Consider the following 17,235-nt stretch of genomic DNA (forward strand, 5'->3'; position numbering starts at 1 on the left):
CCTCAGTTCTTGAACGGGAAACGGAAACCAGCGAGAAGCGCCTTGGCTTCTTCGTCGGTCTTGGCCGTCGTCGTGATGCTGATATTGAGACCGCGCAGGGCATCGACCTTGTCGTACTCGATCTCGGGGAAAATGATCTGTTCCTTGACGCCGATGTTGTAGTTGCCACGGCCGTCGAACGCACGGCCGGAGATGCCGCGGAAGTCGCGAACACGCGGCAGCGCGATGGTCACGAAACGATCCAGGAACTCATACATCTGCACGCCACGCAGCGTGACCATGCAGCCGATCGGCTGGTTTTCGCGGATCTTGAAACCGGCGATAGCCTTCTTCGACTTGGTAACCACGGGCTTCTGGCCAGCGATCTTGGTCAGGTCGGCGACAGCGTTGTCGAGAACCTTCTTGTCGGCGACTGCTTCACCCACGCCCATGTTCAGGGTGATCTTGGTGAGGCGCGGAACCTGCATCGGCGACTTGTAGCCGAACTTTTCCGTCAGGTCTTTCGCGATCTTTTCGCGATAGTGTTGTTGGAGACGTGCCATGTGAGTACCTCTTAGGCGATCTTGATTTCGTCGCCGCTGGACTTGAAGACGCGAACAGCCACGCGCTTGCCGTCAGCACCCTGGGTGATCTTGATGCCCACGCGATCGGCCTTGCCGGTCGCGGCATTGAAGATCGCCACGTTGGATTGGTGAATGGGCATGGACTTTTCGACGATGCCACCGGTCGTACCCTTGAGCGGGTTCGGCTTGGTGTGCTTCTTGACGACGTTGATGCCTTCGACGAGCACGTGCGAATCGTCCTTGCGGAGCGACACGGTGCCTCGCTTGCCCTTGTCACGACCGGCCAACACGATGACCTGGTCGCCTTTGCGAATCTTGTTCATGGCGTTGTTGTCCTTACAGAACTTCAGGTGCCAGCGACACGATCTTCATGAACTTCTCGGTGCGCAGTTCGCGCGTGACCGGTCCGAAGATGCGGGTGCCGATGGGCTCCAGCTTGGCGTTGAGCAACACTGCTGCGTTGCCGTCGAACTTAACGAGCGAGCCGTCTGCGCGACGGATGCCCTTGGCGGTGCGGACCACCACTGCACTGTAGATCTCGCCCTTCTTGACGCGACCACGCGGAGCGGCTTCCTTGATGCTGACCTTGATGACGTCGCCCACGCTGGCATAACGCCGCTTGGAGCCACCGAGCACCTTGATACACAGGACGGATTTCGCGCCTGTGTTGTCGGCCACTTCGAGCCGGGATTCAGTTTGGATCATTTCTTGATATTCCCAACTTGTACCGATGTGCATCCAGGAGGGAGGCACCGCGGTCAGTCTTGGGCCCGTCGTCCATGCCTCGAACCACTCGAGACACTTCCGCTTTGGGCTGAAAGCTTCGCCTTTTAGAAGCGAAGCCCGCGATTGTTGCACGCACTAATGCCGATGTCAACAACCCCATTACACCATCTCGCGCTGCCACTAGACTCCGGGGCGTGCGCCAGCCCCTGAAATCCTCCCTTTCGCCCTCATTGCTCCAGCGTCGTCACCTGCTGGCGAGCGGGGCTAGCCTGGTGGCGCTGGGCCTGGCCGGCTGCAAGAGCGCGACTCCGAATCCGGACCCTGGCCGGCTACGCCGCATTGGCGAGGCGCGCTGGCCGCACCGCCTTCATATAGAAGGCACCGTGGCCGGCGGCCTCTCCGGCATCGACTACGACCCGATCCGAGGTGAGTACCTACTCATCAGCGATGACCGGTCAGACCAAGCACCCGTGCGCTACTACATCGCCCGCTGGCCCTACCCACAGGCCGCACAACAGCCCGAACCGACGGGCGTTGTGCAGCTGCAACGCCCCGGCGGCGGACCCTGGCCGGATCGTCGCCACGCGGTCGACGGACTTCCCGTGCCCGACCCCGAAGCCCTGCGGCTGCGCCCGGCGACCAACACCCTGCTCTGGACCAGCGAGGGCGATATCGCCCGTGGTTTCGGCCCCGCGCTGTACGAATCGGCCCGCGACGGCCGCTTTCTGCGCGAATTCCCGATGCCGGCGATGTTCCAGCCCGACCCGGCCCTGCGCCGCGGCCCGCGCGACAACCTGACCTTCGAAGGCGTCACCCTCACGCCCGACGGCCGTTTCGCCTGGCTGGCGATGGAAAACGCACTGATCCAGGACGGCCCCAAGCCCACCACCGGCGCGCCCGGCGGCCCCTGCCGCTTGACCCGGATCGACCTGGAAACCGGCCAGGCCGACCGCCAGATCGCCTACATACCCGACGCCATCCCGCTGCGCCCGCTGCTTCCCGGCAGCTACGCCGACAACGGCGTGAGCGAGATCCTGATGCTCGACGCCGACCGCATGCTGGTGCTGGAGCGCGCCTACGCCACCGGCGCCGGCAATTCGCTGCGCCTCTACGAAATCGACACCCGCGCTGCCAGCGACGTGCTCGCGGTCGACACGCTGGCGCCGGGTAACCACCGGCCAGCCGCCAAGACTCTGGTGGCCGACTTCGCCGCGCTCGGCCTGTCCCGCCTCGACAACACCGAAGGCATGTGCTGGGGGCCGCCCCTGCCCAACGGCAAGCGCATGCTGGTGGTCGTGAGCGACGACAATTTCAATCCGCTTCAAATCACCCAGTTCGCAGCCTTCGAATACGCCGACCGACCATGACCATCGCCGTGACCTTCCTGCCCCGCACCGGCCCCGCGCCGCTGCCCCCCGTCGCCTTCATCGGAGGCGGCAACATGGCCAGCGCCATCATCGGCGGGCTGATCCAGCAAGGCACCCCGGCGGATGCGTTCGAGGTGGTCGAGCCCTTCGAGGAGGCCCGCACGAAGCTGGCCCAGTCCTTCGGCATCGTCGCGAAGGCCGAGGCGGGCGAGGCCCTGTCGCGCTGCGGCGTGGTGGTGTGGGCGGTCAAACCCCAGACCTTTGCCGAAGCCGCCCGCGCGGTGCGCGACTTTGCCGAAGACGCCCTGCACCTGAGCGTGGCCGCGGGCATTCCGTCCGGCAGCATCGCCCGCTGGCTGGGCACGGAACGCGTGGTGCGCGCCATGCCCAATACGCCCGCGCTGGTGGGTAAGGGCATGACCGGCCTGTTCGCCCGGCCAGGCGTCGAGAACACCGACCGCTCGACGGTCGCGAAGTTGCTGGCGCCCACCGGCGAACTGATCTGGGTCGACGCCGAACCGGCGCTCGACGCCGTGACCGCCATGTCCGGCTCGGGCCCGGCGTACGTGTTCTATTTCATCGAGGCGATGACCGAAGCCGGCGTCGAGATGGGCCTCACGCCCGACCAAGCCCAGCGGCTGGCCATCGGCACCTTCACCGGCGCCTCGGCGCTGGCGCACAGCGCGACCGAGCCTCCCTCGGTGCTGCGCGAGCGCGTGACCTCCAAGGGCGGCACGACCTACGCGGCCATCACCTCGCTTCAACAGGCCGACGTGAAGGCACAGTTCAAGACCGCGATCCGCGCGGCACAGAAGCGCGCCGCCGAACTGGGCGAAGAATTCGGCCGCGACTGATTTCAGGCTTCGGGCAGCGCGCGCGGCCCGAGGAAGAACAGCCATTCGGCGGCCAGCGTGACGGTGCCGTCCTCCAGCTCCAGCCAGACTTCTTCCTTCAGCAGAAAGCTGTCGCCGGGCTTGGGCGTCACTTCCGCGATGCGCAGCCGTGCCCTGAAGCGCGCGCCCACCGGCATCGGCCGCACGAAGCGCAGGCGGTCGAAGCCGTAGTTGAGCGCATGGTTCGAATCGAAGGGCAGCAGCGTGCGCATGGCTTCGCCGGTCAGCCGGATGAGGTGCGAGACCTGGAAGAAGCCCTGCACGATGGTGCCGCCGTAGTCCGCCTCACGCGCCGCACGCTCGGGGTCGAGGTGAATCCACTCGCCTTCGCCGTCGCCCGACAGCTCCGAATAGCGATCGACCATCTCCTGCGTGATGCGGTGCCATTCAGAGAAGCCCTCCTGGCCGATCTTCTGCTTCAGTCGCTCCAGCATGCGCGCTCTCAGCGAACGGCGTAGCCGGCCACGACGCCGGCAAACACCGTGAAGCCCAGCCAGTGGTTCAGGCGAAAGGCCTTGAAGCAGCCTTCGCGCGTGCGGTCGCGAATCAGCCGCCAGTGCCACAGCGCCTGCGCCACGGCCACGGCAATGCCCACGTAGAACAACACGCCCAGCGAACGGCTCGCGCCGGCCCAGGTCCAGACCGCAAGGAAGATCGCGTAGCTCGCCATCACTGCCGCCACGTCGAAGCGGCCGAAGGTGATGGCCGAGGTCTTCATGCCGATCTTGAGATCGTCGTCGCGGTCGACCATCGCGTACTCGGTGTCGTAGGCCAGCACCCAGAACAGGTTGCCCGCGAGCAGCCATGCGGCAAAGACCGGCACGGTCGACTGCACCGCCGCAAAGGCCATCGGAATGCCGAAGCTGAAGGCGATGCCCAGCACCGCCTGCGGCACCGAGACAAAGCGCTTCGCAAACGGATAGATCAGCGTGATGGCCAGCGCCGCGAACGACCACAGCACTGTCGTGCGGTTGGTCGTGAGCACCAGGCCGAAGGCCGCCAGCGCCAGCACCATGCCCAGCCCAAGCGCTTCCTTGACCGACATCGCGCCGCTGGTAACGGGCCGCTGCGCCGTGCGCTTCACATGGCGGTCGAAGTCGCGGTCGGCCACGTCGTTGACACAGCAGCCCGCGCTGCGCATGAGGAAGGTGCCGAGCGTGAACACGACCAGCAGGTGCCAGCCGGGCCAGCCGCCCGACGCGAACCAGAGCGCGCCGAGAGTGGGCCACAGCAACAGCAGCCAACCCGCGGGACGGTTCCAGCGGATCAGGTCGAGGTACAACGCAAAACGCCCGCGGGGAGGCGCGGGCGCAGTGACGGGGGGAGCGGACTCAGTCTTCAAGGAGCGAACGCAGCATCCAGGCCGTTTGATCGTGCACCGTGCAGCGCGCGGTCAGCATGTCGGCCGTCGGGTCGTCGCCGGCTTCTTCGGCGACAGGAATGAATTCGCGCGCAATGCGCGACACGGTTTCGTGGCCCTTCACCAGAATGCGCACCATCTCCATCGCCTTGGGCGGGGTCTGCGGCACGTCGGGCACGGTGGCGATCTTGCTGAACTCGGCATACGAGCCCGGCGCGTAGTGGCCCAGGGCGCGAATGCGCTCGGCCAGCACGTCGGTTGCGCCCCAAAGCTCGGTGTACTGGCCCATGAACATCGCATGCAGCGAATTGAAGTGCGGGCCCGTCACGTTCCAGTGGAAGTTGTGCGTGGTGAGGTAGAGCGTGTAGGTGTCGGCCAGCACGCGGCTCAGGCCTTCGGCGATGGCGGCGCGGTCCTGGCGCTCGATGCCGATGTTGATGATCGGCGCATTGCGGCTGCCCGACTCCTGCGCAACCACCGCACCGCCCTTCTTGGGCACCTTGCCGGCGGAGGAGGCGGACGATGATTTTTTCGAGTCTTTGGCCATGGCGGGAGGTCTTTCTTCAATTTGGAGGGGAGAACACCTGAATTCTGAAAGCCGGCACGCGGCTTCGCAACAGCGTGACTCTATCCCAGCGATCTACGACAGGCGCTTGACGCCCGGCAGCTCGCACGCATAGATCGCGTTGCGCAGCGCCGCAATCGCCTCATAGCGCGTGAAGGTGCGCCGCCATGCGAGCACCACGCGGCGCGTGGGCGGGTCGCGGTCGTGCGCATCGCGCACCGGCAGATAGCGCACCATCTGCTCGGGCTCCTTGCGGCCCTTGACCTTGGGCTTGATCGCCTCGGCCGGCACCGACAGGCGCGGCACGAGCGTCACGCCCATGCCCGAGGCCACCATGTGCTTGATGGTTTCGAGCGAAGAGCCTTCGAAGCTCTTGCGGATGCCTTCGGCATTGCTGGAGAAGCGCGCGAACTCCGGGCACACCTCCAGCACGTGGTCACGGAAGCAGTGGCCGGTGCCCAGCAGCAGCATGGTTTCGCTCTGCAGCTCTTCGGAGGTGATCGATTCGCGATCGGCAAACTTGTGCTTGTTGGGCAGCGCCGCCATGAAGGGCTCGTCGTACAGCGGCGCCATCGCGAGGCCGGTGTCGGGAAAGGGCTCGGCCATGATGGCGCAGTCGATCTCGCCGGCGCGCAGCATCTCGAGCAGCTTGGCGGTGAAGTTCTCCTGCAGCACCAGCGGCATCTGCGGCGTGCGCGCGATCACCTGGCGCACGAGGTCGGGCAGCAGGTACGGCCCGATGGTGTAGATCACGCCCAGGTTCAGCGGACCTGCCAGCGGGTCCTTGCCGCGCTTGGCGATTTCCTTGATGCTGGCCGCCTGGTCGAGCACGCTCTGCGCCTGCTGCACGATCTGCTCGCCCAGCGGCGTGACGGTCACTTCGCCGGCGCTGCGCTCGAAGAGCTTGACTTCGAGCTCGTCCTCGAGCTTCTTGATCGCGACCGAGAGGGTCGGCTGTGAAACGTAGCAGGCCTCGGCCGCCTTGCCGAAGTGCCGTTCGCGGGCTACTGCGACGATGTATTTGAGTTCGGTGAGAGTCATAGCTTGCGTCAATTATGCGCAAGGGTGTGTGACCCGGCAGGCCTGGGGTCTTGGAGAGCGCAGATCCGCCCCCCTCAGGGCCGGGCGCCCTGTGCGGCGGGCAGCCGGCGCAGGCCCGATCGCGCACGCTTGCCTTGAGCGATACCCGGCTTCTCGACCAGGCGGTAGCTGACGACCGAGGCCGCCACGAGCAGCAGCGCGCAGAGGATGCCCACCAGCCAGTACTGCAGTACGCCGGTCATCGCGAAATCGCGCACCGGCCGTGCCGCGAAGACCACGGTCAGAACGAGCCCCTGCAGCAGATAGATGCTGTAGCTCACCGTGCTCATGCGCCGGGCCGCGCGCGTGGCCAGCAGGCCGAACAGCGTGCTGCCGCGGCAGACCAGGTGGAAGAAGACCCAGAGCAGCAATGCCTGAATGGGGCCAACCATGTGCTCGAACCAGAGGAACACGGCACCGAGGCAGACCAGCGCGAGCAGCGAAGCCGCCCATTCCGGCAGTCGCAGCCTCGCCATGCTCGCGCCATCGCGCCGGACGAGCCAAGCCGACAGCATGCCCATGAGGAACGACGCCAGCACCCACGCCAGGGCGCCGATCACAAGCAAAAGCGTCGGGTGCCAAAGCGAGCCGTCCGGCGAAAGCGCGGAGAACGTCAGCACCAGCAGGCACAGCAGCAAGGCCCCGGCGACGAAGCGCGGCGTCCGCCCACCGCGCGCGAGGGGCGCCATCAGCCGGAGCGATCCGTAGAACAGCCATTCCACGAAAACCGTCCAGGTCACGCCCGCGAGGATGAACCTTGTCCCGTCATAGCCGTTGATGTCGGGCTGCATCGGCACGATGCCAAGGGCCAGCCACTGCAGCATCTCGCCCAGCACGGACCAGCCCGGCTCCTTGAGCTCGAACCCGGTTCTCCAGGCGACGATGAGAAACATCAGGCCCACCGCCACCAGGTACATCGGACCGATGCGCCAGAGCCGCCCGATGTAGAGGCTCGTCCAGTCCGGCCTGCCCTTGGCGTCGAGCAATTTCCCCCAGAACAGGAAGCCAGTGATCATGAAGAAGACCGTTACGCCGACCTGCCCGAGCAGGGTGTGGAAGCCCGAGTGTGGAAACGTCCATTCGCCGCGCTCGATGTAGCCGTGGGTCACCGTCAGGTGGTGCACGAACACGCTCAGCGCGAGAAAGCCGCGCAGCCCGTCGAGCGTCGCGGTGCGCTGGTCGCGCTGCGGCGGTTCGTCGGCCGCGCGGAAAACCGGCAGCGCCAGCGCACCGAGCACGACCAGCACGAGCACGAAATACGGCCAGACGGACAAGACGCTCATCGCTGGCGCGGCCTGCCCTGTTGTTGCCTTCTTGCTCCAGGCGCCTTCACAAGAACGCTGGCCCCTCCCCCCGCCGGCTCGGTGCGTTCCTTGTTCAAGTCATCGGCAGCAGGCGACCGGAACCGCGACGCATACGCCCAGGCAGCGCCGCGCCGATGCAGGGCAAACACCCTCATGCCCTGGCGGCATCGTGGTCCATGGCCGCAAGGGATCGCGGCCGCATGTCGGTCCAGTTCGCCTCGATGAAGGCGCTGCAGGCCGCCCTGTCGGTCGCGGCCAGCGCGACCTGCCAGCCGGCGGGCACCTCGATGAAGCTCGGCCACAGCGAGTGCTGGCCTTCTTCATTCACCAGCACCAGGAAGGTGGCGTTCTTGTCGTCAAACGGGTTGCTCATGGTCGGTTTCCTTGAATGGGGTTCAGGCGTTCAAGCCATTTCCACGGACTCGGGCGCTGCCTCGCGCAGCGCCACGAGGGCCGTGGTGATTTCGGTCAATGCGTGATGGCGCGCGAAGTCCTCGCGCAGCACGCCCGCACGCTGGCGGTAGCTGGGTTCGCTCAACAGCCTGCGCACGGCGTCGCCGATCTGGCGTGCGCTCGGCTGGCCGTTGCCGAGGTTGATGCCCGCGCCCGACCACGCCACGCGCGCGGCGATCTCGGGCTTTTCCTCGGTGGCGCCGGCCACGACCAGCGGCACGCCGAGGCTCAGCGCATGGTTGACCGAGCCGTAGCCGCCGTTGGTCACCATCGCATGCACCTTGGGCAGCAGCCGGTCGTAGGGCAGGAACGGCAGCACGCGGGCGTTGGCCGGAACCGCCATGTTCAGCGCGGCCGGCGGCGGGCCGCCGGTGGTGGCGATGACCTGGATGTCCTTCACCCCGGCCAGCGCCTGCAATGTCGGGCCGATCAGCTGCGCCGGGTTCTGGTTGGCCAGCGTGCCTTGCGTGACCAGCACGACCGAGCGGCCGTCGTCCAGCTCGTGCCACCAGTCGGGCGGCGTGAAGTCGCGGCTGGCGGGCGCGAGCAGCGGGCCGACAAAACGCACCGAGGCGGGCAGGTCGCTGCGCGGGTATTCGAAGGACGCCGCCGTCAGCTGCAGATACAGGTCCGGCAGCTTGACCATGGCGTCGATGAAGAAGTCCGGCAGCGCGGGCAGGCCCGCGCACGTCAGCAACGCATCGAAGTAGCGCTGCACCTCGCCGAACATCGCCTGCTTGAGGTTGGCGTTCATCGCCCGGTTGCGCACGCGCCCTTCCGGCGTGGATGACGGCGGCAGCGCGGTGCCGAAGAAGGCCGTGTCGCAGCTGGACAGCGGCAGCGCCGAGATGCCGATGGCAACGATCGCCGGGCGATGCTCGCGCGGCCCCAGCAGCAGCGGGAAGGTGCCGCAGAACATCGTGTCGACCACGATGGCGTCGGCCTCGAAGTCTTGCAGGATCGCGCCCAGGCCGGCCCGTTGCGCGGCCATGGCGTCGGCAAAGAAGTGCTTCAGGCCGAAGCACAGCTGCGCGTGCGCAGACGGCAGGCGCTGGCGCTGCGGAAAGCGCTGGTCGAGTTCGCGGTAGTCGAAGTCGATCGCGGCGTCGAAGGCGGTGAAGCTCGCGCCGGTGGCCTCGGCCTGCGCCCGGAACCGGCTCGCGGTGTGCACCCGCACCTCGTGCCCGAGGTTCACCAGATGCTGGGCGATGGCCAGCATCGGCAACACGTGTCCCGGCAATGCGGTTGCCGCGATGAGATAGCGTGCCATGTCGGGTCTCCTATGAAGCGCTGGTTTCCAGGGCACGGCGTGCCTTGGTGTCGATGCCGAGGTCGACGAAGTAGCGCTGCAGCAGCTCGCGGTCCACCGGGCGGATCGCCGCGCCGATGGCTTCGAGCTGTGCATGCGTGGCCGCGCCGCTGACCTGCGGCGGCGTGGCCGAGGTGTCGTAGCGGTCGAGAATCGCCAGCACCGCCGCAAGGTCGCGGTCCTGCCCCACGGCGAGCCGTGCATGCGCCCGCTCCAGCCAGGGCTCGAGCCCCACCGGTTCGAGCCGCATGCCAAGCCGCTCGAACACCGGCGGAATGTCGCGCACCCGCAGCGCCTCCTGGCTCATCAGGTGGAACACCTGGCCCCACGACGCCTGCTGGCCCGCAAGGCCGAGGATGGCGCGCGCCACGTCGTCCACCGGCGTCAGGTTGAGCGGCAGGTCCATGTCGGGAATCGCTTCCAGGTCGGCATAGAGATGCGCCACGCGCCAGATCAGGTCGTCGGCATTGCAGATCGCGTGGGTGTGGTCGCCGGTGACCGCCCCCAGCCGGTAGATCGCGACCGGCATGCCGCGCGCCTGCGCCACGCGGGCCAGCGCATCGCCGACCCATTTGCTCTGGCTGTAGCCGTCGACCAGCCCGCTCCACGAAGCGAGGGTCGACTGCTCGGTGACCGTGCCGTCCTTGTTGTTCTGGTCGATCACCGCCAGCGTCGAGACGTAATGCATGCTCTTGGGCCGGCCCTGCGACGTCCACTCGAGCAGCGTGACCACGCTGTCGACATTGGCGGGCTTCAGGCTGGCATAAGGATGCAGGAAGTCGACCTGCGCGGCGCAGTGGTAGATGGCGTCGCAGCCGTCGCGCACCAGTTGCACGGCGCTGTCGTCGAGGCCGAGCAGCGGCTTGCCGAGGTCGCCGGTGACGACCTTGATGCGCGTGTCGTTCCAGATCGCGCCGAGCTGGCGCTGGGCCAGCGTGAGCTTCAGGCGGCGCTTGCCCGCCTCTTCGTCGACGGCGCGCACGTGGCAGACCACGCAGGCCGATGTGTCGCGCAGCAGCGCAGCCAGCAGGTGGCTGCCGACGAAGCCGCTGGCACCGGTCAGGAACACGCGCTTTGCAGCCAGCGGCGGCGCAGCATCCTGGCTGCGGATGTGCGCGGGCAGATCGAGTTCGCGCGACAGGTCCAGCGCCTCGGCCGTGCCGGCAGAGTCGTCGAGCCACGCGGCGAGTTCGGCGACGGTCGGTCGGTTGTAGACCTCGGCATGCGGGAAGTCCGCACGCACCTGCTGGCGGATGCGCATGCCGAGCTGGATGGCCATCAGCGAATGCCCGCCGAGCTCGAAGAAGTTGTCGTGGATGCCGACGCGTTCCAGGTGCAGCGTCTCGGCCCAGAGCACGGCCAGTTGCCTTTCGGTGGGTGTGCGAGGTTCGGCATACGGTGCCGCAGCCTGCTGCTCGGGCGCCGGCAATGTCTTGCGGTCGAGCTTGCCGCTCTGGGTCAGCGGCAGGAACGGCAGATGGACGAAGGCCGAGGGCACCATGTAGTCGGGCAGCGCCTTCGCCATGTGGGCGCGCAACTCGATCGGCTGCGGATCGGCCGCGGCGACCACGTAGGCCACGAGGCGCTTCTCGCCCGGCACGTCCTCGCGGACGATCACTGCCGCCTGCGTCACCAGCGGGTGCTGCAGCAGCACCGATTCGATTTCGCCCAGCTCGATGCGGAAGCCGCGGATCTTCACCTGCTGGTCGGCGCGGCCCAGGAAGTCGAGGCTGCCGTCGCCGCGCCAGCGCACCAGGTCGCCGCTGCGGTACATGCGGCTGCCGGGTTCGCCGAAGGGGTTGGCGATGAAGCGTTCGGCGCTGAGCAGCGGGCGGTTCAGGTAGCCGCGCGCCACCCCGCTGCCGGCGATGTAGAGCTCGCCCGCGACACCGGGTGGCACCGGCTGCAGGCTGTCGTCGAGCACGTACACCCGCGTGTTCCAGACCGGCTGGCCGATGGAGGGCTGCTCTTCGGCATTCATCGGCGCGCTCGTGCTCGCGCAGATGGTGATCTCCGTCGGGCCGTACGCATTGATCATGCGGCGACCTTGCGACCAGCGCGCGGCCAGCGCGGCGGGGCAGGCATCGCCGCCCACCACCAGCGTCTGCAGATGCGGGAATTCGCCGTGCGGCAGGGTTGCCAGCGCGGCCGGCGGAATCAGCGCATGGCTCACGGCCTGGCGCTCGAGCAGCTCGGCCAGTTCCGAGCCCAGCAGTTGCTGCGGCGACGGCACCACCAGCGCGGCGCCGGCGTGAAAGGCCATCAGCAGGTCCATCACCGAAGCGTCGAAGCCGCTGGAAGAGAACTGCAGCACGCGCGAGTCGTGGCCGATGGCAAAGCGCTGCGCCATCGATGCGCCAAGGCTGCTCAGGCCGGCATGCGGCACCACCACGCCCTTGGGCAGGCCGGTGGAGCCGGAGGTGTAGATGACGTAGGCGGCATCGCGCGCATCGACCGCTCGCGACTGCGCCACGGGGTCGTCAGACTGGATCGCCAGTGCGGCGACCGTCTCGTCGCTGTCGAGCGCCAGGCAATGCGGAATGCCGGCCAGCTCCGGCAGCAGCGATGCATGGGTCAACACGCCTGCGGGCGCCGCCTCGCCGAACACGAAGGCGCTGCGCCCGGCCATGTGGTTCGGGTCGATGGGCAGGTAGGCCGCGCCTGCTTTCACGATGGCAAGGTGCGCCACGACGAGGTCGAGCGAACGCGGCAACACCGTCGCGACGATGGCGCCGGCGCCGATGCCCCGGCCCCGCAGCAGGTGCGCAAGCCGGTTGGCCCGCACGTCGAGCGCGGCGTAGCTGACGGTCGCGCCGTCGAGCACCACCGCCGGTGCATTCGGACGCTCGGCGGCATGCGACTCCACCATGGCGGCCAGCGAGAGCGGCGCGATGCCGAGCGTGCTGCCGCTCCAGTCGGCAAGCAGGCGTTGGTCTTCCTCTTCGCTCAGGATGTCCAGGCTGCCCAGCGCGGCGTCGGGCGCGTCGCAGGCCTGCTCCAGCAGGCGCACCAGTCGCGCCGCGATGGCTTCGACGGTGCTGCGGTCGAACAGGTCGGTGCTGTACTGGATGCCGCCAGCAATGCCCCCCGGCAGACCATCGGCGCCGCGCAGTTCGTCGAGGATGAAGGACAGGTCGAACTTGGCGGTGTCCACGGCCACCGGCTGCGGCGTGATCGACAGGCCGGGCAGGCTGAACGACAACCGGTTGCCGCCCTGCTGGAATCCCAGCATGACCTGGAACAGCGGCAGGTTGGCACCCGAGCGTTGCGGCCGCAGCAGTTCCACGATCCGGTCGTACGGGAACTCCTGGTTCGCATACGCGGCAAGGTTGGTGGCCCGCACCCGCGCGACGAGGTCGCGCAGGCCCGGTTGCCCCGAGGTGTCGGTGCGCAGCACCAGCGGATTGACGAAGCAGCCGATCAGGTCGTCCAGCGCGTGATCGCTGCGGCCGGCAACCGGCGTGCCGATGACGATGTCGTCTCCCGCGCCCAGCCGGTTCAGCAAGCCTGCGAGCGCGGCCTGCAGCACCATGAAGACGCTGGCCTGGCCGTCGCGCGCCAGCTGCAGCATGCGTTCGTGCACATGCGCCGGTATCTGCACCGGCACCACGTCGCCGTGGTAGCTGGGAACGGCCGGGTGCGGACGGTCGACCGGCAGGCTCAGCCGCTCCGGCAGGTCGCGCAGGGTCTCGCGCCAGAACTCGCGCTGGCGGCCGGCCATGCTCTCGGCGTCGTCTTCGCTGCCGAGCAGTTCCTGCTGCCACAGCGCGTAGTCGGCATATTGCAGCGGCAGCGGCGACCAGCCGGGCGCCTTGCCTTCGCTGCGTGCGGCGTAGCCGATGCTCAGGTCACGCGCCAGCGGCAGCAGCGAGGCGCCATCGCCGACGATGTGGTGCGTCAGCAGCAGCAGCACGTGCTCGTCGGCGGCCAGCCTGAACAGATGGGGGCGCAAGGGGGCCGTGTTGCCGAGGTCGAAACCGAGGCGTGCCGCGGCGTGCAACTGGGCAGCGATCTCGTCTTCGCTGCTGTCGGCTTCGATCAGCAGCGCGCGCGCTTGTGCGCCATCGAGGATCTGCTGGTACGGCAGCCCGTCTTCGTTCGGGTAGATGGTGCGCAGGCTTTCGTGGCGCTGCACCAGGTCGTCCAGCGCGGCCTGCAGCGCATCGCGGTCGAGCACGCCCGAAAGGCGCAGGGCCAGCGGCATGTTGTAGGCCGGGTTCGAGTTCTCGAGCTGGTTCATCAGCCACAGGCGGCGCTGCGCGAACGACAGCGGAATGCGCGCCGGGCGCGGCATCGGCGTGAGGCTGGGCCGCGCCTGCGAGGCCTGGTCGAGCAGCTCCGCGAGGCCGGCGATGGTGGAGACCTGGAACAGCGTGTCCAGCGGCAGGTCGATCATGAACTGCTGCCGGATCATCGAGATCAGCTGCACGATCATCAGCGAGTGCCCGCCGAGCTCGAAGAAGTTGTCGTTGATGCCGACGCGCGGCAGGTGCAGCGTCTCGGCCCAGAGCCCCGCGAGGATGCGTTCGGTGGGCGTGCGAGGCGCGGCATAAGGTGTGGCCGCCTGCAGTTCGGGCGGCGGCAGCGCCTTGCGGTCGAGCTTGCCGCTCGGGCCCAGCGGCAAGGCCGGCATGCCGACGAAGGCCGAGGGCACCATGTACTCGGGCAGCGTTTGCGCGAGGTGGGTGCGCAGTTCGGCCGCCTGCGGGTCGGCCGCATCCGCCGCCACCACGTAGGCCACGAGTCGCTTCTCGCCCGGCACGTCTTCACGCGCGATCACCGCGGCCTGTGCGACTTGCGGATGCTGCAGCAGCGCCGATTCGATCTCGCCCGGCTCGATGCGCAGGCCGCGGATCTTCACCTGCTGGTCGGCACGGCCGAGAAAGTCCAGGCTGCCGTCGGCGCGCCAGCGCGCGAGGTCGCCGGTGCGGTACATGCGGCTGCCGGGTTCGCCGTACGGGTTGGCAATGAAGCGCTCGGCGCTCAGCAGCGGGCGGTTCAGATAGCCGCGCGCCAGGCCGATGCCCGCGATGTACAGCTCGCCGGTCGTGCCGGGCGGCACCGGCTGCAGGCCGCTGTCGAGCACGTGCATCTGTGTGTTCCAGATCGGGCGGCCAATCGGAACGGTAGGAACGGCAGGCACGCTCTTCGACGACAGCTCGTCTTCGGGCGTGCGCGGGCACTCCCACGAGGTGACGTCGACAGCGGCCTCGGTCGGCCCGTAGAGGTTGTGCAACTCGCACGGCAGGATCTGCTGGAACTGCGATTGCAGCGCGGGCGACAAGGCCTCGCCGCTGCAGATCACGCGCCGCAGCGAGGTGCAATTGGCGGCCATGGGTTCGAGCAGGAAAACCTCCAGCATCGACGGCACGAAGTGGATCGTGGTGATGCCTTCGTCCGCGATCAGCCCCGCAAGGTACGCCGCGTCCTTGTGGCCGCCCGGCTGTGCCAGCACCAGCTTGGCGCCGTCGATCAGCGGCCAGAAGAATTCCCAGACCGACACGTCGAAGCTCGACGGCGTCTTCTGCAGCACGCGGTCATCGGCCTGCAGGCCGTAGCGGTCCTGCATCCAGCGCAGGCGGTTGACGATGGCGCGGTGCGACACGACCGCGCCCTTCGGCTTCCCGGTCGAGCCCGAGGTGTAGATCACGTAGGCCGGGTGCGAGGGATCGATCGCGACGGCGGGATCGGTTTCGGCGCAATTCGCCAGATCCGCAAACGTTTGCGCTACATCGAGCAGAAGTTTCGGGGCGTCTGCCGGCAGCGACTCCGCGAGCGCTGCGGTGGTGACCAGGCACACCGGCTGCGCGTCGCCGAGCATGAAGGCGATGCGGTCCTGCGGAAAGTCCGGGTCGACGGGCAGGTAGGCGGCGCCGGTCTTCAGCGTGGCAAGCAAGGCCACCATCAGGTCCAGCGAACGCGGAATGGCCAGCGCCACGGTGCGCTCCGGGCCCGCGCCGCGTGCGCATAGCAGGTGCGCGAGGCGGTTGGCGCGCCGGTTGAGCTCGTCGTTGCGCATGTCCTCGCCGGCGAAGCGCAATGCGATGCCCTGCGGGTTGGCCGCAAGCTGTGCCTCGATCAACGCAGTGAGATGGGTGTCGGGCACCGCATGGGCCGTGTCGTTCCACGTCACCAGCAGTTGCTCGCGCTCGCTGGCTTGCAGCAGGTCAATGTGGCCGATGGCCTGGTCGGGCTGGCGGATCACTGCCGTCATGAAGGCAAGCAGCCGGCGCTGGTGATCGGCCAGCTCCTGCGCAGTGTAGACCGCCGGATTGGCGTCGAAGTCGATCTGCAGGTCCTGCCCGTTGCCGCGCTCGTACAGGAAGATGCCCAGATCCTCGGCCGTTCCGTTGGACAGGTTGCGCGGCTTGGCGGCGTGCCCGGCAAAGCGGAAGTCGTAGTCGAAGGGCTCGACGTTGACCACGGTGGTGAACAGCTGCCGGTTGTTGACCAGCATGTTCAGGTCGCTGCGCAGGTGCTCGTAGCGGTACGACTGGTGCCGCAATATCTGCCGCATCTGCCGGCCCACTTCGTTGATGAGCTCAGGCACCGGCAGGTCCGGGCGCATCGCGAGCCGCAGCGGCAGTGCGTTCGCCACCATCGCGGGCACGCGCCGCATGCGGTCGTTGTGGCGCGCCGTGACGGGAATGCCGATCACCATGTCCTCGATGCCGGTGGCGCGGTACAGGTAGGCCGCAGTGGTGGCAATCAGGATCTGCGGCAGCGTGGTGCCCAGCTGCTGCGCGATGTCCGCCAGGGCCCGCACGCTGGCGGCCGGCAGGTGCGCCGTCTGGCGCAGCAGCCCGCCGACGTTGACCGAGCGGTGCGAAGCAAGGCTCAGCGGGTCGGGCGCGTCGCCGAAGCGTTCCGTCCAGTACTGGCGGTCGCGCGGGAAGCGGCCGGACTCGCGGTAGGCCTTCTCTTCCTCGACCAGTTGCGAGATGGGCGCGATGCGCGAAGCCTCGGGCACCTCGGTGCCGTTGATGCGTGCGGTGTAGACGTCGGCGAAGCGGCGCGCAACCAGGCCGCCGCCGAAACCGTCGAGCACGATGTGATGGCTGCGGTGGTACCAGATGTGGCGCTCGGGCGCCATGCGGATCAGCGCGGACATCCAGAGCTGGTCCCGCGCCAGGTCATCCTTGCGGCTGAAGTCGGCGTGCATCCACGACTGCGCGGCGGCGGCCGGATCCTCTGCGCCGCTGAAGTCCAGGTAAGGCATTTCGCGCATGAAAGCGGGCGCGACAATCTGGCGCGGCCCCTGCGGGGTGTCGGCAAAGCTCAGGCGCGTGGCCTCGGCTTCTTCGGTCACCTGCCGCATGGCGGCCATGAAGACGGCGGGATCGATCCAGCCGTCGATTTCTATGGCTTCGGCGAGATTGAAGTTGGTGTCGGGCGAGGCGAATTTCGCGCCGAGCCACATCGCCATCTGACCCGAGGTAAGGGCAGATGCGGCGCCCTGGGGATCGACCGTGCTCATGAACTTCTCCACGTCTTGAATTGAATCGGCAGCGATCGAATCCCTCAGGAAACAATCGCAAACTCCGAATCAATGTACAAGCTGTTTCAACAATTTCAGAGACAGCTTTCCGGGTGAAAACATTTCACGTGGAGCTTT

The 17,235-nt window shown here is 67.6% G+C and carries 13 protein-coding genes; 2 read left to right on the forward strand and 11 right to left on the reverse strand.

The window, feature by feature from the left end; all coding sequences use genetic code 11:
* Positions 1-2 precede the first annotated feature (2 nt).
* Genes rplE through rplN form a run of 3 tightly spaced genes read right to left on the reverse strand, consistent with a single transcriptional unit; the run spans position 3 to position 1,268 of the window.
* Positions 3-542, reverse strand: a complete 540-nt coding sequence (gene rplE, locus AC07O3_RS06275; protein WP_013544114.1) for a 50S ribosomal protein L5 — start codon at positions 540-542, stop codon at positions 3-5.
* A gap of 11 nt (positions 543-553) precedes the next feature.
* A complete protein-coding gene (rplX, locus tag AC07O3_RS06280) occupies positions 554-886 on the reverse strand; it encodes a 50S ribosomal protein L24 (RefSeq protein ID WP_093059397.1) in 333 nt (110 codons plus the stop codon).
* 13 nt (positions 887-899) lie between these two features.
* Positions 900-1,268 (reverse strand): 50S ribosomal protein L14, encoded by a 369-nt coding sequence (gene rplN, locus AC07O3_RS06285; RefSeq protein WP_009124801.1) that lies wholly within the window; start codon positions 1,266-1,268, stop codon positions 900-902.
* 251 nt (positions 1,269-1,519) lie between these two features.
* Here rplN and AC07O3_RS06290 point away from each other — a divergent pair, with 251 nt between their 5' ends.
* Complete coding sequence (locus tag AC07O3_RS06290; RefSeq protein WP_495338851.1) at positions 1,520-2,656, forward strand: esterase-like activity of phytase family protein; 1,137 nt, start codon at positions 1,520-1,522, stop codon at positions 2,654-2,656.
* Entirely contained in the window at positions 2,653-3,510 is an 858-nt protein-coding gene (gene proC / locus AC07O3_RS06295) for a pyrroline-5-carboxylate reductase (protein ID WP_354336713.1), read from the forward strand. The genes AC07O3_RS06290 and proC overlap by 4 nt, the downstream gene beginning before the upstream one ends.
* 2 nt (positions 3,511-3,512) lie before the next feature.
* On the opposite strand, the gene AC07O3_RS06300 is transcribed toward proC, so the two are convergent.
* The 8 genes from AC07O3_RS06300 to AC07O3_RS06335 all read right to left on the reverse strand — a co-directional run bounded on the left by AC07O3_RS06300 (position 3,513) and on the right by AC07O3_RS06335 (position 17,097).
* Positions 3,513-3,983, reverse strand: a complete 471-nt coding sequence (locus AC07O3_RS06300; protein ID WP_426390725.1) for a MaoC/PaaZ C-terminal domain-containing protein — start codon at positions 3,981-3,983, stop codon at positions 3,513-3,515.
* An 8-nt stretch (positions 3,984-3,991) separates the two neighbouring features.
* A complete protein-coding gene (gene ubiA / locus AC07O3_RS06305; protein WP_495338852.1) occupies positions 3,992-4,891 on the reverse strand; it encodes a 4-hydroxybenzoate octaprenyltransferase in 900 nt (299 codons plus the stop codon).
* A complete protein-coding gene (locus AC07O3_RS06310; RefSeq protein ID WP_093059406.1) occupies positions 4,881-5,456 on the reverse strand; it encodes a Dps family protein in 576 nt (191 codons plus the stop codon). The genes ubiA and AC07O3_RS06310 overlap by 11 nt, the downstream gene beginning before the upstream one ends.
* A 93-nt stretch (positions 5,457-5,549) precedes the next feature.
* Complete coding sequence (locus AC07O3_RS06315) at positions 5,550-6,515, reverse strand: LysR substrate-binding domain-containing protein (protein WP_093059408.1); 966 nt, start codon at positions 6,513-6,515, stop codon at positions 5,550-5,552.
* A gap of 74 nt (positions 6,516-6,589) precedes the next feature.
* Entirely contained in the window at positions 6,590-7,837 is a 1,248-nt protein-coding gene (locus AC07O3_RS06320) for an acyltransferase family protein (RefSeq protein ID WP_495338853.1), read from the reverse strand.
* 172 nt (positions 7,838-8,009) lie between these two features.
* Complete coding sequence (locus tag AC07O3_RS06325; protein ID WP_495338854.1) at positions 8,010-8,231, reverse strand: MbtH family protein; 222 nt, start codon at positions 8,229-8,231, stop codon at positions 8,010-8,012.
* Positions 8,232-8,261: 30 nt separating this feature from the next.
* Positions 8,262-9,581: a glycosyltransferase gene (locus AC07O3_RS06330; RefSeq protein ID WP_495338855.1), complete on the reverse strand. Its 1,320-nt coding sequence runs from the start codon at positions 9,579-9,581 to the stop codon at positions 8,262-8,264.
* A gap of 10 nt (positions 9,582-9,591) precedes the next feature.
* Positions 9,592-17,097: a non-ribosomal peptide synthetase gene (locus AC07O3_RS06335; RefSeq protein WP_495338856.1), complete on the reverse strand. Its 7,506-nt coding sequence runs from the start codon at positions 17,095-17,097 to the stop codon at positions 9,592-9,594.
* Positions 17,098-17,235: the final 138 nt, after the last annotated feature.

This window comes from Variovorax sp. GW821-FHT09D05 (assembly GCF_059416325.1).